This window comes from Paenibacillus sp. J22P90 (assembly GCF_059692195.1).
The window spans coordinates 234,006-255,958 of record NZ_JCAUAY010000006.1 but is presented as its reverse complement, the minus strand read 5'-3'; the positions used below and the strand labels follow the sequence as shown (position 1 = coordinate 255,958).

Genomic DNA, 21,953 nt, shown 5'->3' with positions numbered 1-21,953 from the left:
TTCTAAAAACTTTGTCGAAATCTAGAAGACTAGCTAGTCTATATTTCCTATTTTTACATAACTGTCGTATGCACAATTCTGGAGGTGTCTTTTTTAATCATGTCACATGCAAAACAACAAGGCAAGCAAGGCTCTGTAGGGTTTTTCAGATCGCTTTCTTTCAAAATTTCCGCTTGGACGGCCGCCTGCTATATTCTCTTATGCGTGTTGCTAACCCTTGTGTCGTACCAACAGCATCAACGTCAAATGTCAGAAAACTTGCTTGCGCTTGAAGGTGTTTTCCAAGCACCGCTCATGCAGAAGCTAGATTATATTGAGAAAGCTAAAACAGAATTGAAGAAAAGTCAGGATGCCTACAAATATGATCCTCAAGTTATGAATATACAAGAGGATATGGACCGCGTTTCACAAGGGGACTTGGTGGAAAATGCGTACTTATTTTACCCGGAATGGACTACGTCGGATGGGGAGCCAGCCCTGTTGAACTTATTGTCTAATGCGGAGCTTTATGTCTCTGAGAAGCCTGCTGAACCTTATGTGCCTGTGCCTGAGCTACTAGATGCCCTAAAGGAAGCAGAGAAATCAGGCTCTGCTCTCACTGGTACCTACACAGATTCATGGGGAACATGGATCAGTGTGGTGAGCGCGATTCGCGACAAGGATGACAAATTAGTTGCTTTCGTTGGTCTTGATTTTAATTACGCTGTAATTGATGCACAAATGTCGAAGTACACCATCGAGTCTTTATGGATTGGATTTACTGCGATTGTTGTAGGGATGATCTTTATTACGATTATCGTGAGGCTGTATTTACGTCAAATAAACCCGCTGGTCAAGCTTGCACAGGCGGCAGCAGCAGGGGATTTATCTCAAACAGATCTAGTTAAAAGTAAAAAGCGTGATGAATTAGGTGTGCTCAGCAATCATTTGCAGGAGATGGTCGGGAACCTTCGCGGACTCATTGTTCAAATCGCACAAGCTGCAGGGCAAGTCTCCTCCGCATCGGAATCCTTACAAACCGGTGCGCAGCAAACGAGTCAATCCGCAGCTTCTGTTTCGAATATGATGGGGCAGCTTGCTTCGCACTCGGATCAACAGCGTCAGGGCACAGAGGAAAGCAGCCATGCCATGAATGAAATGGCCGTCGGGATTCAGCGCGTAGCGGAATCAGCAGGACATGCGACAGACATTTCGGGTCATGCGCATACCCATACAAGCGAAGGGAATGCGCGGATGGGGCAAAGCATGCAGCAAATTACGGAAGCGCTGCGTTCCGTACAGCAGGCGGTACAAGCGATTCAAAGCTTGAAGTCGATGTCTGAGGAAATCGGCGAGATCACCGTACTCATCACGAATGTGACGAGACAAACGAACCTGCTTGCGCTAAATGCCTCGATTGAGGCAGCTAGAGCGGGCGAGCACGGCAAAGGCTTCGTCGTCGTTTCGACCGAAATCCGCAAGCTTGCGGATCAGTCACGACTTGCAACGGAGCGTATCGCTGAACTCGTCGAGCGAGTTCAACACGAAACCGGCGCCGCTGTTGTTGCGATGGATCGCGGTCTCGGAGAAGTGGTGGCGATGCAAGCTGTTGTCGAGCAAACGGACGGCACCTTTAAGGCTCTTTCTACCACTGTTCAGGAAGTCGTCGATCAGATGACCGATGTATCCGCCGTATCAGAGCAAATGTCAGCAAGCTCGGAGGAAGTGCTAGCTGGCATCGTGGAGATGGCGGAGCTGACTCGGATGACAACCGAGCTGACACAAGCCGTTGCTGCCGCAACGGAGCGTCAATTAACGACGATTTCGGAAGTATCCAGAACGGCTAACGAATTGAGCGGCATGTCGAATGAACTGCAATTGGCTGTTGCTCGGTTTAAGGTGTAACAAAAAGATCACATGGAAGAAGAAGGATGCCTTAGGGCATCCTATTTTTGTGTGAAAAACCTTGACATTTTCATTGATAATGATTATCATTTCTATTTAATGGAGAGAAATTATACAATCATTTAACCCTATATACATAATGAAAAAAAGGGGATGTTCCTCATGGCAGTAGCGACGAGAATATATACCGAACAGCTGCATGTTTCTTACGATAAATTGAAAATCATCAACGATTTGAGCATTGAGATTCCAACGGGCAAAATCACGGCGTTAGTCGGTGCGAATGGGTCGGGGAAATCGACGATTCTAAAAGCGATGTCGCGACTACTGAAGCCGACCGAAGGGACCGTATTCCTCGATGGTCATTCTATTCATCACCAATCAACGAAGGAAATTGCGAAGAAGTTAGCGATTTTGCCGCAATCACCCTCCGCTCCAGAAGGCATCACTGCCGAAGAATTGGTGGGGTATGGCCGTTTCCCGCATCAGCGCGGCTTCCAGAAGATGTCCAGCGCGGATCGTGAGATCATCAACTGGGCGTTCGAAGTCACAGGGATGACACCGTTCAAGGATCGTCCGATTGATCATTTGTCAGGTGGACAGCGTCAACGTGTATGGATCGCCATGGCGTTAGCGCAGCAAACGGATATGCTGTTCCTAGATGAGCCTACGACCTATTTGGATATGGCCCATCAGCTTGAAGTTCTTTGTTTGCTCAAAGAAATCAACGAACGCCATAAAACGACCATCGTAATGGTTGTGCATGATTTGAATCATGCGACGCGTTATGCGGATCATTTGATCGCGATAAAATCAGGAAATGTCGTCTACGAAGGCGCACCGATGGATATTGTAACACCGAAAATGCTGCTCGATGTGTTCGCCATTCATGCCGATGTCATCGTGGATAAACGCGCTGGCGTGCCGCTCTGTATCCCTTATGGGCTGGTATCGGATGATGAAGTCGCGGCAGAAGAGGAACGCAAAGTGGAAGTAACTAGCGCCTAATTGGCTCAGATGAGCTTGTGAAAGAGGTGCCTCCGGATTCGGAGGTGCCTTTTCTTTGTGGAAATGAGTACCTTCCCTTGTGTTCGGGGAGGATTTTTGGCACAATACCTATATAGATAGTACGCTTCGGCTGCTTAGAAGAATTAGACTGCACGTGATAGTCTCGAAATGAGGATAACGGAATGAATACATCATCCATTTATGGATTAACTTTTGATCAATTGGTTTCTTGGCTCGCTGAAAAAGGCTACAAAAAATCACGCGCCCTGCAAGTATGGGACTGGCTGTATCGTAAGCGGGTCGCTTCGTTTGCGGAAATGACGGATGTGAAAGCGGATTGCGTAGCAACGCTAAGCGAACACTTCGCCATTCAGACTTTGAACGAGCATACGCGACAAGAATCGGCTGATGGTACGATGAAGTTTTTGTTCAAGCTGTCGGACGGAAATTTGATCGAAACGGTGCTGATGCGTCACAAGTTCGGGTTATCCGTCTGTGTAACCACACAAGTGGGCTGTAACATTGGATGCAGCTTTTGCGCGAGCGGGTTGTTGGCTAAAAGCCGTGATTTGTCCGCAGCTGAGATCGTGGGACAAATTATGAAGGTCCAATTTCATTTGGACACCATGGGGAAAGGCGAGCGTGTCAGCCACATCGTGGTGATGGGGATCGGTGAGCCGTTCGATAACTTCGTGAACATGGTTGATTTTATCCGCGTCGTGAAAGACCAAAAAGGGTTAGATATCGCAGCGCGCCACATTACCGTATCAACTAGCGGTCTTGCGCCGAAGATTAGAGAGTTTGCGGACTCCGATCTGAAAGTGAATCTAGCGATTTCCTTGCATGCGCCGACGAACGAGCTTCGTACCCGCATTATGAAAATCAACAAAGCGATTCCGATCGAAACGTTGATGGAAGCAATCGAGTACTACCTGGAGAAGACGAATCGCCGTATTACGCTTGAGTATATTTTGCTCAAAGATGTGAACGATGGCAGAGAGCATGCGCTCCAACTGGCTGAGCTGATTCAGCATATCCGCCAGCTGGCGAATGTGAACTTGATTCCGTACAATCCGGTGGATGAGCACAGCCAATATCAACGGAGTGAGCGTGAATCGGTGCGCGCCTTCTACGATACGCTCAAGAAGCAAGGCATCTCCTGCAGCGTGCGCTTGGAGCACGGGACGGACATTGATGCAGCTTGTGGACAACTTCGCAGCAAACAAATCAAACAATCCACAGGGGATAACGTTGTGGCAGGATAAAATTAGAAAAAGCCGTCTCCGCAGGTACTCCCTGTGGGACGGCTTTTCATATTTGGCGACTAGTTGCGATTCCGTACAACCATCATCAGTCCACCAACCACGATGAGCGCGATCGCGATGATCGAATTGTTATGGAAGAGCGTTCCGAAGAGCGAGCCAATGGAGAAGATCGCGAAGAACAGCAGCGACATCACCGTCAGAATGTTAATCGGAATGAGCAGATACCGGTTACGGTCGCCGAACCAATACAGTTCGAACAAGCCTACGGCAACAGCCAGCATGAAGCCTGGCCACATGAGGTGCCAGATATCGAACAGTGTGGAGATTTGGCACACGATACCCGCGGTTAAGAGAATGCCTCCGGGAACGAGCACGCCGACACCGCGACGTTGCAGGATGAAGAAGTACATCCAGTGGAAGAAGACACCGACGGGGATTACGAACAGTGTCGGCCAAAAATATTCAAAAATGGTACCCGAGCTAAACGCGACGTCTCCCTTAAGAAACATAAAGACACCTAGTAAAATTAAGATCGGTCCGAGAAAAGCGCTACGATTCATATTCATATGCAATTTGTTCACTCCTACTATGTTGGATTCATTACTCTAAGAATACCACGACAGCGTACAAGTGTCTTCCGACTATAGGGAAGGTCGAAGATCGGTCTCGGGACTGATTTGTAACAAAAAACCTTCCCCCACAAGTGGAAGGAAGGTTTCTAACAACCCTTACTAGAAAAACTTCACGAGCTCATCTTTGATCGCATCGTTTGAACCGCCAACCACCTTCTGAAACTGTGGTTTGTCGAACAAGGCTTGGATTTGCTCCGGATAGGTCTGAGCAATCCCGCGCAAGCGAATCGACTCATCGAACTTCGCCGGATGCGCCGTGGACAACGACACCGTCACCTCGCCAGCAGTGGCGAGCTTATCGGCTGCAGCAACCCCGCACGCTGTGTGCGGATCGAGCAGGTATTCGTACTTCGCGTGGTAAGCGCTGATCGTGTCGAGACACTCCTCGTTCTTCACGCCGTACGCGGCAAAATCAGCCTGCACTGCTTGCAGCTTATCAGCAGGGATAACGACGCGGCCTTCGGCCTTGAACTGCTCCATGATTGCGTTAACTGCCGCAGCGTCTTCGCCGTACAAGTAGAACAAGTAGCGCTCAAAGTTACTCGCGACTTGAATGTCCATGGACGGGCTGTATGTGCCGCGGAACTTGCCTGGTTGATACACGCCTTCTTGGACGAAGCGCTCAAGAATATTGTTTTCATTCGTAGCGAGAATGAGTTTATTGATCGGAAGCCCCATTTTCTGAGCCAGGTAGCCAGCAAAAATATCGCCAAAGTTACCCGTAGGCACGCTGAAGTTGACCTTCGCAGCCTGTTGCTCCTGTGGAAGCTGGAAGTAAGCATAGAAATAATACACCGTTTGCGCCAAAATTCGGGCAATGTTGATGGAGTTAATCGCGCGCAAGTGGTAGCGATGCTTGAACTCGACATCAGCAAAAAGCTCTTTAATAATGCGTTGGCAATCATCGAAGGTACCTTCAACGGAAAGATTCAACACATTCGCATCATTGACGGTCGTCATTTGTAGCTCTTGTACTTTGCTGACCTTCTGGTGCGGATGCAGGATACAAATCCGGATGCCTTCTTTGCCGCGTACGCCTTCGATGGCAGAAGCTCCAGTATCACCGGAAGTAGCTCCGAGGATGTGGATGATGGAATTCGTTTTGCGTGAAACATACGAATACAGATTGCCAAGGAATTGCAGCGCAATATCCTTGAAAGCAAACGTAGGGCCGTGGAACAATTCCAGCACATACGTATCATCGCTCAAGCGTTTAACCGGCGTAACCGCTTCGTCGCGGAACGTGGCATAGCTTTCATCGACGAGCTGCTTCAGCTCATCGCGTGGAATTTCGTTGTTCACATAGAGCGAGAAGATTTCTAGGGCCAGCTCTGAATAGGAGAGCTTCGACCAGCTTTGAAGCGTGTCAGCGGATAGCTGCGGGATGTGTTTTGGCACGAGTAGCCCGCCATCATTGGCCAATCCCATCAGGATCGCATCGATAAAGCCGATGGGTTCTACTTTGCCGCGAGTGCTAATGTATTCCATATGAGTCCCCTTATACGATTGAATTTTCAGTTATTGTATCAAAAAACAGAACATTTGGACAGTGTACATCCACCACGGATATGCTGCCTTTAAAACAAAAGAACCTCCCCTGCTAGGGAAGGTTCACTATTTACTCTTGCGGACTCTCTACAACGATTTTCCAAGCGTTGCTGATCGGTGGCAAGCTTTTGGTCATCATAGGGCCGTAAAACCCAATAACGTTTGCGCCTTTCACAAGCGTGGATTTCTCCACGGGATCACCCTTGCCGTCCACGATCGCCGTATCTGCAGACAATTGCAGTACGATCTCATCCTGTGCTTGCTCTGTGAGGCCCTCACCTTTAACGAGAAGGCTGCCATCTTCGCGAACCGCCTCAATCACACCCGCTGTACCTAACGCGCCTTTATGAGCTGCTGTGTCAAGCACAGTGATATTGGATGCGGACGTTTGCGGTGGCAAGCTCATCGTCATCGCCATGGAATGCTCAGCAGTGATCGTCAATCCAACGTGCAGATCAGCAAGCGTCAACTTCGTACCGTCAAGCATTTGGTACGTTGTTTCTGGGCTTACATTAAGAACGATACCGCCAGTACCCGTGTCTTGAATGTGGATCTGAGCGTTATCTCCTGTCGTACGAATGGAGGTAATGACGCCAGTCGATTGCACCTTTTTGGTCGCTTCTTTCATCGAGATGGCAATGGAATTCCCTTTAGAAGCGAGTGTGCCGTGCAGAATTTTGTTGACGAAGGAAGCAGGCACATACAGCTTGCTGTTCACCAATTCAGGCGCGGTGCCGAGCCCAGTTAACATTTTATTAACCGTATAGCGGTCTTCCCCAGTTTTCACTGTTGTAAAAAGATTACCCTTCGACAGATCAACGGAGTAGGTTTCTGGATTCCACGTTAACGTAAAACCAAGACCTTCTGTTACAGCGCGAAGCGGCAGCATAGGCTCAGTGGCGCCTGATTTCAAATAGCCATTCTCAATGGATTGCCCGTTTACTTGTACGGCAACATCAAGCTGGGTTTTCACAGGTTGGATTTGTTTCGCGTTCATTTCGGGAACGACAGCTTCCGTAGTAGCCGCATATGCCGCTCCTGTTGTCAGCATGCTGGATAGGGAGAGGATGGCGAGCGTTTTTTTCATCATCGGTTTCATGGTTCGTATACGTCCTTCCAATTATGTAAATTATGGTTGATATTCTTGTTCTCTAACGCGTGGACTCGAGAGAAGGTTGCAGACGAGCCGAAAGTTTCATTTTAAATATGTGGCGGAGTAGACTTCATTTGGCCTACACGATAGAATCAATGTGAATGACTGAAATTGGAAAAAGGGGTGGACAGGTTGTCTTTTGTTATGAAGCTGCGATGGTTTTTTAAAGAAAGATGGAGGTACTATGTACTCGCGGTCTCTCTGATGATCGGTGTGAATTTATTACAAACGATTCCGCCTAAAATGATAGGAAACACCATTGACCATATTCGTTATGGAAATTTAACGGCATCGGGGCTCAACCAGACGGTGCTTTTATTAGTTGGACTTTCCCTTCTTCTTTATGTGATGACCTTCTTGTGGATCACGAACTTATTCGGCAACTCCGCCTTAGTGGAAAAGCTCCTTCGGGGTCGGTTGTTAGCCCAACTGACGAATATGTCGCCAGCGTTTTTCCAACGCAACACGACGGGGCAGCTGATGGCTTTAGCAACAAACGATATTTTAGCGATTGGTCAAACATCGGGTTACGGTGTGATGACACTTGTTTCAACGCTAGTAGGGGCTACGGTCGTCATCGTGACGATGGTGTCGCTCATCTCCTTCAAATTAATGTTGGCGGCGCTAATTCCACTGCCTTTCCTGGCTCTTGTGATCAATTTGTTAGGCAAAAAGGTGAGGGTCCGCTTCCTTGCGGCACAGGCCTCCTTCGGTGTCATGAATGATCATGCGTTGGAATCGATCTCAGGCATTCGCGTGATTCGCTCCTATGTGCAAGAGACGCAGGATTTGAAAGCGTTCGATGATGTCACCTCCGATGTGATGCATAAAAACCGCCGTGTTTCGATGCTCAACGCCTTATTTCAACCGCTAACCTCGTTGATCGTTGGCTTGAGTTACTCGATTGGCATCGGATATGGCTCTTATCTCATGTTTCATGATGAAATCACGCTCGGACAGCTCATTTCGTTCAATATTTACCTCGGTATGCTCATCTGGCCGATGATTTCCTTCGGTGAGTTTATTAACGTTCTGCAGCGCGGAAGCGCATCGGCGGATCGTCTGGATAAGGCGTTCTCGCAGAAAGCTGACGTAGTTGATGTAGAGAAGCCAATCCATGTAGCTGTTCCAGATCGTATCGAGATGAGGGGGTTGACGTTCACCTACCCGACAGCTAACCAGCCAAGTCTCAAGGATGTCTCATTTGAGCTAGAGCGAGGACAAACGCTCGGTATTGTTGGCCGAACCGGCAGCGGCAAAAGCACACTGCTCAAGCAGCTCATTCGCCAATACACGATCGAGCCAGGCAAGCTTCTTATTTCAGGCGTCCCTATTGAGCAAATAACGTTGGATCAAATCAAGCGTTGGGTCGCTTATGTGCCGCAGGAGCATTTGCTGTTGTCCAAGTCGATCCGCGACAATATTGCGCTTGGTAAGCATACAGCTTCACCGGAAGAGATTGCGCATGCGGTAGAGATGGCTTCTTTTACCCAAGATGTCGCTCAAATGCCAGAAGGCTTAGCTACCATTGTCGGTGAGAACGGCGTTATGCTGTCCGGCGGACAGAAGCAGCGTTTGGCGATTGCACGGGCCCTGCTGATTGATTCCGAAATTTTGCTTCTGGATGACTCCCTCTCGGCGGTCGATGCGCGAACAGAAAGTCGCATTCTTGGGCATATCCGCCAGGAACGCGCGGGGCGTACGACGTTGATTGCCACACATCGCTTGTCTGCCGTCAGCCATGCCAACTGGATTCTCGTCCTTGATGAGGGCCGAATCATTGAGGAAGGCACGCATGAAGAGCTCATGCTGTTCGGCGGCTGGTATCGCGAGCAGTGGGATCGCCAACAGATGGAAGCCAGTCTTGAAGATTGAGAACTTAGCCTATGCTTACGAAGATCGTTTTACCAAAGTAAAACTTTTAGGAGGACGACGGATTGTCTAAACCGACTACGGCCAGACGACTGATTGCCTACGCACTCGTCTATAAGTTCAGAATTCTCGGTGCGCTGCTGATTCTTTGCTGTTCAGTAGCAGCAGATCTGGGCGGGCCTTTTATAACCAAAACCATTATTGACGGTCATCTCTCCGGTGGTGCACGTGAACTGGCGCCTGTTCTCAAGCTGCTGGGGCTCTACATGGCTTTACTGTTAACCGCAGGTCTATGTAATTATTCGCAAGCTTACATTTTGCAATCCACTGCCTTACAAATTATTAAAAACATGCGCATGGATCTCATGCAGCACATTCATCGCATCTCGCTGCGATATTTTGATAACACGCCGATTGGGCAAGTCGTTTCGCGTATTGCGAATGATACGGAAGCCGTACGTGACCTGTTTATGAGCTTCATGGCGACCTTCGTCGTGAGCATGATGCAGCTCATTGGAATTTATGTGGCGCTTTTCTTGCTGGATTGGCATCTTGCGCTGTTTTGCTTGGCGCTGCCGCCGATCTTCGTCGTAATCATGACCATTCATTTAAAATATTCAAAAATCTTCATCACCATCATGCGCGCTCGACTGAGTGATATGAATGCCATGATTAACGAATCCATCGTCGTGATGCCGATTATTCAAGCTTTCCGCCGTGAGAAGGTCACACTAGATGAATTTGAAGAGCTGAACAAGGATCGTTATGTGAATCAGGTGAAGCAGTTCCGTATCTACGCGCTTTCTACGCGAAATGTGGTGGGAACGATCGGCAGCTTGGTGACAGCGATGGTCATTTGGTATTTTGGCGGAAAATCCTTGGAAAGCTTGATCTCTTTTGGGGTGTTCTACGCGTTTATTGATTATCTGGGACGGATCTTTCATCCGATCATCGGGATTTTTGATCAGTTGACGAATGCCCAGCGGGCGTTTGTATCAGCTGAAAAAGTATTCACGATCCTTGACATGGACGGTCAAGAAATCGATAAGGCGGATCGCGTGCAGCGTCCGGAAGGCATTGTGAAGTTCAACAACGTCACCTTTGCTTATAAAGAAGGGGAGAATGTACTCAAGCAGATTTCGTTTGAAGCGCGAAAAGGGGAAACCATCGCCTTGGTCGGACATACTGGCTCTGGCAAAAGCTCCATCCTAAACCTGCTCCTCGGCTTCTACGAGCCGCAGGAGGGCGCGATTACCATCGATGGCCGAGATATCAAAGGCATGTCGAAACAAGCGCTGCGCAAGCATATGGGGATCGTGCTGCAGGATCCGTTCCTGTTCGCGGGGGATATTAAGTTCAACGTGAGTTTGTATAATCAGGACATCTCACTGGATAGAGTAAAGGCTGCACTGCGCGATGTTGGGGCAGCTGGTTTTATCGAGCAGCTGCCGAACGGCTACAACGAGCAGGTCGTGGAGCGGGGCAGCACGCTGTCCTCCGGTCAGCGGCAATTGATCTCGTTCGCACGAGCGCTGGCGTTCGATCCGTCGATACTGATCCTCGATGAGGCGACAGCCTCCATCGACAGTGAGACAGAAGGACTCATTCAGCGAGCGCTGAAGGTGGTTAGCGAGGGGCGGACGACGCTTATCATCGCGCATCGGTTGTCCACGATCCGCGACGCGGATCAAATTCTTGTGCTGCACCGCGGCGAGATCGCCGAGCGCGGCAATCACGAGACGCTTATGGCGCTGGGCGGGCGCTATGCGAAAATGTACCAACTGCAGAAGGGTGCTGCGGCAGTTGTGGAATAGAAGAAAGGCGCTTCCTTGTGGGGAAGCGCCTTTTTTATATGCGGTCGGGCTGAACTCGCCTCCGAACCCGAGCCCCGAACTTCGCTCTCGAAGCCCAGCTCCCACTGGAATAACTGGAAAACCTCCAGCTATTTTCGCCGAAAACGACCGAAATAGCGGATTAACTGGAAACCCTCCAGTTATAAACCTCGGAATCGCCTGTTTCACCGAAATCAAGCCAAATTAGCTACAGGAAATCCAGTTAGTTTCCTAAATCCGATGAAAGTAGCAGAATTAGCTGTAGTTTATCCAGTTAAGCGTGAGCGGACCTCTTTTTCACCCTACGCTCATGCAAATAACTCCACACCATCAAAACAAACCCCGCCGCGGTCAAGCCCGCGCCGATCCAAGGCAAAGACGCTAGGCCAGTGTGCGTAATCGCCCAACCTCCAAGAAAAGCACCGCCAGCATTGCCCAGATTCAACGCAGAATGCGTTGAGGTGGCGGCTAGCTCTGGCGCTTCTTTGGCCAGATTCATGATACGAATCTGCAGTCCGGGCAAAATCGCGAAAGAGGCAATCCCCCAGATGAAAATGGTGATAATTGCGGCAACCGGGAACTGATCCGTATACGCGAATACGGCTAGAATGAGCGCCAATGCAGCAAAGTTGCCGATTAAGGACGGCATGAGCTTCCAGTCGGCCATTTTGCCACCTACAATGTTGCCGAGCGTCACGCCAAAGCCGAACAAGATAAGAATCCAGGTAACATTGCTTTCTTTGAAGCCAGTGATGTCGATAAGAATAGGCGCGATGTAAGTGAACACCGCAAACAAGCTGCTGCATCCTAATGCCCCGATCAGAAAGACTAACAACAATCGCGGCTGCAAGAGAGAGCGAACCTGACGCACAAGGCTGGTATTCGTTTTCTGTGTGATCTGTGGAATGAAAATAAGAATTCCTATGAAGGATATGATCCCCATGATCACAACTGAACCGAACGATGCTCGCCAGCCGAGATGTTGACCGATGTACGTACCGAGCGGTACGCCAAGAATATTCGCGATAGTTAGTCCCGCCATCATAACCGATATGGCACTGGCCCTTTTTTCAGGCCGAACCAAATTCGCCGCGATAACAGAGCCGACACCGAAGAAGGTTCCGTGTGCCAATGAAGTGATAAGTCGTGCCACGAGTACGATTCCATAGGAAGGTGCCAGAGCAGCTAAGCCATTGCCAAGGATGAATATGAGCATCAGCACCAGTAGGAGACGCTTTTGCGGCAGCTTATGAGTCAACATAGCAAGAATCGGCGCGCCGAATGCGACGCCTAGGGCGTAACCCGTAATTAATTGTCCCGCTTGGGAGATACTAACGTTCAGGTCATCAGCCACATTGGGCAGAATCCCCATGATCACGAACTCGGTCATCCCGATGGCGAAGGCGCCAACCGTTAGAGAGAAGAGGGAGATAGGGAACCGTTCTTTCTCGGTCACTGTCCCTTGTAAGACATGTGAAGTGTTCATATTACGTAACCACCTTTCTAAAGGTTTAATCATACCATGAGAACTAGCGAACAAGGTGTGACAGTCTATGTATCTTTTTTCCATCCATTTTAAAATTAGCCCATTGACAATTATCTTTAAATAAAGTATCTTTAAATTAAGATAAATGAAACGAAGAAACGAGGTGAAGCAACATGAGCGAGTCGAGAAATCATTCTCTAGATCTTTACATCGCCCTTTCCAGAGCAAGCGAGTGGGTGAACGCCCACGGGGATCGAGATATTCGCAAGCATGGACTTAACCGCACAGAGTTTGGTGTACTGGAGCTGCTTTACCATAAGGGAGCACAAGCGATTCAACAAATAGGCAGCAAGGTGTTAATGAGCAGCGGGAACATTACGTATGTTGTCGATAAGCTGGTGAAAAAGGAATTCGTAACGCGCAACACGTCGACGGAGGATCGCAGATTAATTTTTGCTGAAATTACGGACAAAGGGAAACAATTTATAGAGGACGTATTTCCGAAGCATGCGGAAGTGATCGAGAGCGCTGTGGCGGGGTTGACTGATGAAGAGAAGAAGCTAGCTAGTCAGCTGTTGAAGAAACTTGGCAAATTCGCTCAGGAAGGGTTCAAATAGAATCCCTCAGGCTATTTTCGAAAAAGATCACGCAACTTTTTAACATAAACGATAACATCGCATGCAAACTATCTTAAAATAAAGAATCTTAAATATGAAGGAGTTGGCTATTATGACAACAACACAACAAACTGCAGGTATTCACCATATCACCGCTTTCGTTCAACATGCACAGGCAACTGTAGACTTCTATGCTGGTATTTTGGGGCTTCGTATGATCAAAAAAACAATCAATTTTGATGCTCCAGAAGTGTACCATCTTTATTTTGGGAATGAAGCAGGTAGCCCGGGTACAATCATTACCTTCTTCCCTTATGCAGGATCTCGCAAAGGGCGGATCGGCGGAGGCCAAGTTGGCATCACTACGTATGCCGTGCCAACAGGCAGCCTTTCCTTCTGGGAGGCGCGTCTAGAGAAATTCCAGATTGCCTATGAAAAAAATGCTCGATTCGGTGAAACGTATCTACAGTTCAAAGACCCTGATGGTTTAAGACTCGAACTCGTTGAGCGTGAGCAGGGAGCGCTTAGTCAATGGGCATTTGGCGGCGTATCCGTGGACAAAGCAATCAAAGGCTTCGGTGGCGCTGTCCTATACAGCACCGCTCCAGACAAAACTTCGGAGCTCATCGTGAACGTCATGGGACTGCAAAAAGTAGGGCAAGAAGGTGCTTATGCACGCTTCGCTTCCTTCGGCGACTTGGGTAACATCGTCGATATCAACGTAACGCCGATGGACTACGGCGCTGGTGGAGCGGGAACGGTGCATCATATCGCATGGCGCGCTAAAGATGATGCAGAGCACGCGCTGTGGAGAAGTCACGTGGCAAGCCACGGCTACCACCCTACACCAATCGTCGACCGTCAATATTTTAACGCGATCTACTTCCGTGAAGAAGGCGGCATCCTGTTTGAGATTGCTACGGATCCTCCAGGCTTTGCAAGAGATGAAGAGCCGGAAGCACTAGGTGAAAAATTAATGCTACCGGAATGGTATGAACCAAGCCGTGATCAAATCGTGAAAAATTTGCCGCCGATCGAAGTGCGGGTATTGGAAGGTGATAAACAATGAGACATATCTATCAGCAAGGATCTGATATAACAGCGCCCGTGCTCGTTCTGTTTCACGGAACGGGCGGGACAGAGCAAGACCTGCTGCCTTTGGCGCAGGCGATTTCACCAACCTCCTCCGTACTCAGTGTGCGGGGGAACGTTCTAGAGAACGGCATGCCGCGGTTTTTCCGCCGGCTGGCAGAGGGCATCTTCGACGAGGAGGATCTTATCTTCCGTACGAAGGAAGTGTATGATTTCCTCGACGCGGCAGCGGTAGAGCACGGCTTCGACCGCAGCAACGTCGTCGCCATCGGTTACTCAAACGGCGCGAACATTGCGGGCAGCCTCATGTTCCACTACCCGAATGCGCTTCGCGCAGCCATTCTGCATCACCCTATGGTGCCGCGGCGCGGCCTGCAGCTGCCAGACCTCACAGATACGCCCGTATTCATCGGCGCGGGCAAGAACGATCCGATCTGCTCCCCTGAGGAGTCGGAGGAGCTAGAGCGCCTATTGAGCGACGCTGGGGCCGATGTTCATGTGCATTGGGAGTCTTCAGGGCACCAATTGACGCGCTCGGAGGTTTTTGCAGCGGCCGATTGGCTCAAAGTGCTCTCACTCTAATCGTTTAGGATAGGGGAGGGGATTGCGACTATGACGATGTTAGGTATTGATCCAACGACACAATCCGAGCGAGACAACTATAAGCTGCTTATTGGCAGCATTATTCCACGGCCGATCGCCTTCGTCTCGACCTTATCTACAGAAGGCGTACTGAACGCCGCGCCTTTCAGCTACTTCACCATCGTCACGGCAGACCCGCCGATGGTTGCCGTCTCCGTGCAGCGGAAGCAGGGTGTCCGGAAGGACACCTCCCGCAACGCGGTCGATACAGGGGCTTTCGTCGTCCACATCTCCGATGAGTCCTATATCGACCAGATCAACCAGAGCGCCGCTGCGCTGCCGCCAGAGGAAAGCGAAGTGGCGCTCACCGGGCTTACGCCTGTCGCGAGCCGCCACATCGCGGTTCCTGGCATCGCCGAAGCAAGCATCCGCATGGAATGCGTCCTGGAGCAGGCGATCCCTCTCGGGGGAACGGCAGATGCGCCAGCGGCAGATTTGCTGATCGGACGTGTCGTTTATTTTCACATCGATGATACCTTAATTGACAACGGGCATATTGATCCGCAGAAAGTGAAGCCTGTCAGCAGGTTAGCCGGCAGCTCCTATGCGAAGTTGGGCGAGCTTTTTACACTGAATCGACCCATTTAACAAGAGACGAAGCGCTTCGTTCTTACGCAGAACGAGAGGCGCTTCGTCTCTTTTAATAAGAATTACTTATATTGCATTTTACAAAAGGGATTTACACACGTATGATGAGATGGCTGTGTAATATTTGTTATCTTATAACGGGAACTTATTTCGATTCGTAACGTAGTACTTCAAGGATGTAAACTTACAAGTTTCGACACGACGCGGAGAGAGGGAGTTCTAACAGGATGAAGCATGAAGATAAGGGTGGGTGGCGGAAAGATATCGCGCCTTTTGAAAGACCACATATGAAGCATAGCGTGTGGCAGATCATCAATACAGTGGGACCCTTTTTCGTGCTTTGGTATTTTGCTTTTCTAAGTATTTCCGTTTCCATTTGGCTAACGTTCGTGATCGATATCATAGCCGCTGGATTTTTGATCCGCATTTTTATTATTTTTCATGATTGCTGTCACAAATCCTTTTTCAAAAACAAAATAGCGAACGAAATCGTCGGCACGCTAACAGGAATTTTAACCTTTGTACCTTACCATCAATGGCGCCATACGCACTCCGTTCACCATGCTTCCAGCGGTAATCTGGATCGCAGAGGTGTAGGTGACATTTGGACGCTGACCGTGGATGAATATATGCAAGCAACATGGCTCAAACGTATGACCTATCGACTGTATCGCAGTCCGTTCGTCATGTTTATTATTGGACCGATCTTTATCTTCCTCATTGATTACCGGTTTAACCGCAGGAAGGTAGGCATGAAAGAAAGATTGAACACGTATATCACCAATATTGCGATCGTTGGCAGTATTGCGCTGCTTTGTTGGGGCATAGGCTGGCAGTCCTTCCTGCTGATTCAAGGGCCGATGTTCTTCTTCTCAGGTATGGCGGGCATTTGGTTGTTTTACGTACAGCATAACTATGAAGAAACATATTACGAGAATGATGCCGATTGGGATTATGTGAAGGCCGCTATGCATGGTAGCTCATTTTACAATTTGCCGCGTGTGCTGCATTGGATCACTGGCAATATTGGCTATCACCATATTCATCATTTAAGCCCGCGTGTACCTAACTATCATTTGCAAAAGGTTCACGACAAGAACGCGGCACTTCGCAACGTGCAGACGATCACACTGAAAACGAGCTTGGAATCGCTGAAATTCCGTATTTGGAATGAGGAAGCCAAGAAGTTCATTCAGTTCAAGGATTTGAAGCAATTCCGTATCAAAGTGAAACCGCGTATTATTAAAGCTGTTGATGTTGAATAAAATAAGATGTGTCTGACCTGTGATCATCTTGCGGGTTAGGCTCTTTTTTTTATTAAAATATCGTTGAAATGGCCTAATGGGCGCTGTATAATCCATCTATGACGTCAAAAAGTGAACGGGTGTTTATTAATGCAAATTTTAAAAGATGAAGTCAAAAACAGCATCCGCCAAGCGGCCTTGACCGAGTTCAAGAAGCATGGATATTTAAAAGCCTCCATTCGACAAATTGCAGATAGCGCAGGTATAACACCGGGTAACATCTATCGCTATTTCAAGAGCAAAGATGATCTGTTCGACGAGCTGATTCAACCCATTCAGGAGCAATTGGCCGATGTTCTTCGCGTATGTAAGCAAGAAGTAGATGACACGCTGTGTACCGCTTTATCAGATCATTTGCTGATTTTACGTCGAATTGATGCCTCCCTGATGCTGCTTTTCAAGGAATCCAGCACAGAGCTTACGATTCTGCTTAACCTGAGTGAAGGCTCCCGATTCGCCTCGGTGAAACAAGATATGATTACACTAGTGAATCAGATTATTTCAGAAGTTTTTACAGCAGAATTGGCGCCTTCCGGCACGTTATCCCAAAAAGATCAGTTTTCGGCTCGCATGATTGCAACGACGATGATTGAGAGTATTTGTCTTATTTTGCGTGATCATGAGGATGGCGACACGATCAAAATGCTCGTTGATGAACTGTTGTACCTGTATTGCACAGGTATTTCAGAAAAAATAAAGCTAGCACAGTCCTAAAATTTTTTGGCCCAATAATGAACGCTTGTTTATTATCGGTTGGGCAAGTGGAGGAGAAGAGAGATGAAATCCATTATTAAGTGGCGCTGGGCGATTCTGGCGGTATGGTTGGTGGCGACGGTGTTGCTGACGGTTTTCCAACCAAATGTGAATGCGATCCTTGGATTACGAGGGCAAGATCCGCTTCGCAGCGACGCGCCGTCGAAGGGTGCATCCGCGATTTTGAACAAAATCAATGGGGTTGAGGGCACGAGTGATATCGTGGTCTTCCATAACCCAAACAAGCTATCGGATGCAGATATGAAGGCGATCGAGGCTGGTATTACGAATTTGAAAAGCCATCAAGAGAAACTGGGCTTCAATCAGCTGATTGATCCGTTTACGATGCCAGAGGCGAAGTCTTCACTGATTTCTGAGGATGGCACAACCTTAATGGCGAGCTTTTCCTTGGATAAAAGAGGGCGCCATGTCGAGGACATCAAGGTGGAATTTGAAGATGTTTTGAAAGACGTGAAGGTAGAGTATTACCTGTCCGGTGAGGATTTTATCCAGGACGATTACATTAAAGTTTCCGAGTCTGGTGTTGAAAAGAGTGCCGCGCTTACGGTCATTTTCATCCTAGCTGTCCTAATTATTATGTTCCGCTCCGTCATTATTCCGGTGGTTTCCTTGCTGGCGGTTGGTATTTCGTATCTCGTGTCCATGGGGATTGCCGCGCAGCTCATCGATAAGTTCAATTTTCCGGTGACGAGTGTCACGCAAATGCTGTTAATTTTGATTCTGTTCGGGATTGGAACGGATTATAACATTCTCTTATTTAATCGGTTCAAAGAGGAATTATCCCACGGCTTATCCGTGGATGATGCGATTGGTGTGACGTACCGCACGGCGGGTAAAACGATTTTTTACAGTATCTTGACTGTATTTATTGCATTTGCTGCATTAACGTTCTCGGATTTCGGTATTTATCAATCAGGGAATGTGGTTGCGATTGGTACGGCGATCCTCTTGCTCCAAATCGTAACGGTAACGCCGTTTTTCATGAAATTGCTAGGGAGTAAGCTCTTCTGGCCTTCTAAAGGGACTACAGGGCATAAAGAGAGTAAATTCTGGGCTGGCTTGACGAAAATCGCGGTGAAAAGACCGATCGTGACGACGGTAATTATCTTGATTGTTACGGTTCCGCTTGCGCTTGCGAATCATCAGAAGCTGTCTTTTGACCAGTTGAAAGAGCTGGGGAATGATCACCCTTCAACGAAAGGCTTTAGCCTTGTGGCGGAGCATTTCAGCCGTGGTCAGGCACTGCCAACGATGGTTGTCATGGAGAATGACAAACCTCTTAACACCAATGATGGTTTAGCGGCAATTGATAAGGTAACGGAGAAGCTGAAAAGCATTCCAGGTGTCGACATGGTATCCAGTGTGACACAGCCGCAATCGAAGCCGATTGACGATTTCTATATTTCTAGCCAAACGAAGGCAGTCGCGGATGGTATTACGGCTTCGCAAAGCGGTGTGAACCAAATTCGCGACGGACTTACCCTTATGCAGAGCAAGCTAGCGGCGCCAGACACATCGAGTGTTGGCCAACTTGTCGATGGTACGGGTCAGGTGCAGGATGGCTATAGTAAGCTAACGACTGCGCTGGATCAAGTGGCTAGCGGCATTGCGCAAGGTGCTGGCGGTGCAGGCGAGCTGAGTACGGGTATTGCTGCGCTGAAGGATGGCATTGACCAAGTGAGTGTTAATAGCGTGAAGATTACTGACGGGCTGACGCAGCTTGGGCAAGGCTATAACGCTATGACAGATGGCTACGGTCAAATCGAGGGTCAGCTTGCAGGCATTCAGCAAGGGCTTGTCGGTATGAATGGGCTGATTGGCGGGCTTGGCAGCAAGTACAGCCAACTGGCGACAGATAGCGATTATATTCAGCTGAAGCAAACGGGCGAAGGTTTGGCCTCCGGTCTGACTCAGCTGAGCGGAGGACTTGGAGAGCTTGGCAAGAACGCAGCCAAGCTGAACAGTGCTTTTGCGGAGGCGACGCAAGGCCTGACGCAAGTAAATGGCGCGCAGGCGCAGCTAGCGGCAGGGTTGGCGCAGCTAGAGAGCGGGGCGGCTGAGCTCGCTAAAGGGCTGAAGCAAGGCAGCGCGGGCAGCCGCGAGATTGCGGCCAACATGGCGAAGCTGAACGCTGCGCTAGGCAGCGTCAAGGACGGTCAGCAGAAGCTGAGCGAAGGCTTGTCGGGTCTCAGCGGCGGCATGGGCCAGCTGAAGGACGGCCTTGGCCAGAGCGGCAACGGACTCGGTGACGTGTCCGAAGGGCTCGGCAAAACGAGCCAGTTCCTGACGCAGCTGAACGGCTCGAAAACGTTCTTTATTCCAAAAGAAGCGCTATCTAGCGCGGATTTCGGGAAATCCATGGACAGCTTCATGTCCAAGGATCGGACAATGACGAAGATGATCGTCATTTTGAAAGATGATCCGTATTCATCGGCTGCGATGGATACGATTGAAGCGATTAACGCGGAGCTTGCTGCTAGCGTAAAGGGCACGGTGCTTGAGCACGCGAAAGTTGGCGCGGCGGGACCAAGCTCGACGACGTACGACACGAATAAGGCGCAGCTGAAGTCGTTCAATAGCACCGCAATTATTGTCATTATCGGTGTGTTCGTTGTCTTGCTGTTCGTTATTCGTGCCTTCTGGCCAGCGGTCTACATCATATTAAGCTTAGTGATTTCTTACTACGTGGCGATGACGGCGACGAATGTCGTAACGGATAAAATCATCGGTGCCGACGGCGTCTCCTCCTTCGTACCGTTCTTCTCCTTCATCATTATTATTGCTGTCGGCGTCGACTACAGCATCTTCCTGATGATGCGGTACAAAGAGCTTGGCGACCTGTCGCCAGCCAAAGCGATCGTGCAAGCCGCCAAGCACATCGGCGGCGTGGTCATCTCGGCGATGGTCATCCTTGGCGGAACCTTCGCCACGTTGGTGCCATCCGGCCTCGTTCTGTTGATCGAGCTGGCCGTGGCCGTGATTGTAGGCCTCATCGTGCTCTGCTTCGTCTTGCTGCCGATGCTTCTGCCGGCATTGCTTGCGATGCCAGAGGCGCTTCGTGCGAAGCGTGGCGTTACGGCTCGCAAGGTGGCGACGGAGAGTCGCACAGCGTAACAATATTGAAAATGCCTTCCCACCTTTGTGGGAGGGCATTTTTTTATTGGAGATGCCAAGAACCCCAAAAACCTAAAAAAAACACAAGTCAGTTAAAAGCCATTCCATAGTTGAAAGCGCTATATCAGGGTACGATAGACCTATAACATCGACGAAGATGAGTGAGGGGGGCCAGAGGATGGCGGTCAACGCACAAGCGGTAAAGCAAATGAATCAGCGTGCGCAGGTGAGTAAGGGTAAGGCCTTGCTGCGAACGTTTTGGAAGTATAGGGCGCTGTATCTAATATCGCTGCCAGGCATTATTTATTTTATTATTTTCAAGTACGTACCATTATTAGGCTCTGTTATTGCGTTTCAGGATTACAATATTTTCGACGGCTTCACAGGCAGCAAATGGGTAGGTCTTGAACATTTTACCCGCATGTTTGCACACTATGACTTTATCAATATTTTGAAGAATACAGTACTCATTGGTGTTTATGATTTGCTGTTAGGGTTTCCAGCGCCAATCATTCTCGCCTTACTATTGAACGAACTTCGCCTAGTGGTGTACAAGCGTGTGCTTCAAACGGTCGTGTACATGCCTCACTTCCTGTCCTGGGTTATCGTGAGCGGGATCGCAATTGGCATTCTTTCCCCATCTACAGGGGCTGTCAACCACTTCATTACTTGGTTAGGCTTTGAACCTATTTATTTCTTAGGGGAAGAATCATGGATTCGCACCGTGTTGATTTCTTCGGGAATTTGGCGGGATTCCGGGTATGGAACGATCATTTATTTAGCGGCTTTGGCTGGGATTAATCCAGATTTATATGAAGCGTCTGAAGTGGATGGGGCTAACCGTTGGAGACAAACGATTTCGATTACGCTTCCTTCGTTGCTGCCTACGATCATGATTCTGTTCTTGCTTCATATTGGTAAATTCTTAGATTTCGGCTTTGAACGTGTTTTCGTGTTCTTGAATCCGCTTAATAAAACGAACGGTGAAATTCTAGACACGTACATCTATACGCAAGGTTTGCTATCCCAGCAGTTTAGTTATACAACAGCAATTGGTCTTTTCAAAGCCGTAGTAGGCGTGATCTTTATCGTAACAGGTAATGTTCTAAGCAAAAAAACAACGGGTGAAAGCTTGTACTAAG

At 48.9% G+C, this 21,953-nt stretch carries 17 protein-coding genes; 13 read left to right on the top strand and 4 right to left on the bottom strand.

From position 1 onward, the window contains the following. Positions 1 to 99: 99 nt before the first annotated feature. From AC58UX_RS21260 to rlmN, 3 genes are all read left to right on the top strand, one after another. Positions 100 to 1,884 (top strand): methyl-accepting chemotaxis protein, encoded by a 1,785-nt coding sequence (locus AC58UX_RS21260; protein WP_497256369.1) that lies wholly within the window; start codon positions 100 to 102, stop codon positions 1,882 to 1,884. 162 nt (positions 1,885 to 2,046) lie between these two features. After that, positions 2,047 to 2,892 (top strand): ABC transporter ATP-binding protein, encoded by an 846-nt coding sequence (locus AC58UX_RS21255; protein WP_497256367.1) that lies wholly within the window; start codon positions 2,047 to 2,049, stop codon positions 2,890 to 2,892. Positions 2,893 to 3,074: 182 nt separating this feature from the next. Beyond that, complete coding sequence (rlmN, locus tag AC58UX_RS21250; RefSeq protein WP_497256365.1) at positions 3,075 to 4,157, top strand: dual-specificity RNA methyltransferase RlmN; 1,083 nt, start codon at positions 3,075 to 3,077, stop codon at positions 4,155 to 4,157. Positions 4,158 to 4,216: 59 nt separating this feature from the next. Here rlmN and AC58UX_RS21245 read toward each other — a convergent pair whose 3' ends face one another. The 3 genes from AC58UX_RS21245 to AC58UX_RS21235 all read right to left on the bottom strand — a co-directional run bounded on the left by AC58UX_RS21245 (position 4,217) and on the right by AC58UX_RS21235 (position 7,436). Beyond that, positions 4,217 to 4,717: a hypothetical protein gene (locus tag AC58UX_RS21245; RefSeq protein WP_497256603.1), complete on the bottom strand. Its 501-nt coding sequence runs from the start codon at positions 4,715 to 4,717 to the stop codon at positions 4,217 to 4,219. A gap of 171 nt (positions 4,718 to 4,888) precedes the next feature. Further along, on the bottom strand, positions 4,889 to 6,277 hold the full coding sequence (thrC, locus tag AC58UX_RS21240) for a threonine synthase (RefSeq protein ID WP_497256363.1): 1,389 nt from the start codon (positions 6,275 to 6,277) through the stop codon (positions 4,889 to 4,891). A 130-nt stretch (positions 6,278 to 6,407) separates the two neighbouring features. Beyond that, on the bottom strand, positions 6,408 to 7,436 hold the full coding sequence (locus AC58UX_RS21235) for a copper amine oxidase N-terminal domain-containing protein (RefSeq protein ID WP_497256361.1): 1,029 nt from the start codon (positions 7,434 to 7,436) through the stop codon (positions 6,408 to 6,410). A 198-nt stretch (positions 7,437 to 7,634) separates the two neighbouring features. Between AC58UX_RS21235 and AC58UX_RS21230 the strand changes: the two genes are divergently transcribed. Beyond that, a complete protein-coding gene (locus AC58UX_RS21230) occupies positions 7,635 to 9,365 on the top strand; it encodes an ABC transporter ATP-binding protein (protein ID WP_497256359.1) in 1,731 nt (576 codons plus the stop codon). A 62-nt stretch (positions 9,366 to 9,427) separates the two neighbouring features. Beyond that, entirely contained in the window at positions 9,428 to 11,176 is a 1,749-nt protein-coding gene (locus tag AC58UX_RS21225; protein ID WP_497256357.1) for an ABC transporter ATP-binding protein, read from the top strand. 292 nt (positions 11,177 to 11,468) lie between these two features. On the opposite strand, the gene AC58UX_RS21220 is transcribed toward AC58UX_RS21225, so the two are convergent. Beyond that, positions 11,469 to 12,680 (bottom strand): MFS transporter, encoded by a 1,212-nt coding sequence (locus AC58UX_RS21220; protein ID WP_497256355.1) that lies wholly within the window; start codon positions 12,678 to 12,680, stop codon positions 11,469 to 11,471. Positions 12,681 to 12,853: 173 nt separating this feature from the next. Between AC58UX_RS21220 and AC58UX_RS21215 the strand changes: the two genes are divergently transcribed. The 8 genes from AC58UX_RS21215 to AC58UX_RS21180 all read left to right on the top strand — a co-directional run bounded on the left by AC58UX_RS21215 (position 12,854) and on the right by AC58UX_RS21180 (position 21,952). Further along, a complete protein-coding gene (locus AC58UX_RS21215) occupies positions 12,854 to 13,297 on the top strand; it encodes a MarR family winged helix-turn-helix transcriptional regulator (RefSeq protein WP_497256353.1) in 444 nt (147 codons plus the stop codon). Between the two features lie 112 nt (positions 13,298 to 13,409). Beyond that, entirely contained in the window at positions 13,410 to 14,366 is a 957-nt protein-coding gene (locus tag AC58UX_RS21210) for a ring-cleaving dioxygenase (RefSeq protein WP_497256351.1), read from the top strand. Beyond that, positions 14,363 to 14,971 carry an alpha/beta hydrolase gene (locus AC58UX_RS21205; RefSeq protein WP_497256349.1) on the top strand — a complete coding sequence of 203 codons (609 nt, stop codon included), beginning with the start codon at positions 14,363 to 14,365 and terminating at the stop codon, positions 14,969 to 14,971. The genes AC58UX_RS21210 and AC58UX_RS21205 overlap by 4 nt, the downstream gene beginning before the upstream one ends. Before the next feature lie 36 nt (positions 14,972 to 15,007). Beyond that, entirely contained in the window at positions 15,008 to 15,619 is a 612-nt protein-coding gene (locus AC58UX_RS21200) for a flavin reductase family protein (RefSeq protein WP_497256601.1), read from the top strand. Positions 15,620 to 15,846: 227 nt separating this feature from the next. Continuing rightward, the gene (desA, locus tag AC58UX_RS21195) at positions 15,847 to 16,884 is read left to right on the top strand and encodes a Delta(5) desaturase DesA (protein ID WP_497256347.1); all 1,038 of its coding nucleotides are present in this window, start codon (positions 15,847 to 15,849) and stop codon (positions 16,882 to 16,884) included. Positions 16,885 to 17,013: 129 nt separating this feature from the next. After that, positions 17,014 to 17,637 (top strand): TetR/AcrR family transcriptional regulator, encoded by a 624-nt coding sequence (locus AC58UX_RS21190; RefSeq protein WP_497256345.1) that lies wholly within the window; start codon positions 17,014 to 17,016, stop codon positions 17,635 to 17,637. A gap of 63 nt (positions 17,638 to 17,700) precedes the next feature. Then, entirely contained in the window at positions 17,701 to 20,811 is a 3,111-nt protein-coding gene (locus AC58UX_RS21185; RefSeq protein WP_497256343.1) for an MMPL family transporter, read from the top strand. A gap of 178 nt (positions 20,812 to 20,989) precedes the next feature. Beyond that, positions 20,990 to 21,952, top strand: coding sequence for an ABC transporter permease (locus tag AC58UX_RS21180; protein ID WP_497256341.1), 963 nt, complete (start codon positions 20,990 to 20,992; stop codon positions 21,950 to 21,952). Position 21,953: the final 1 nt, after the last annotated feature.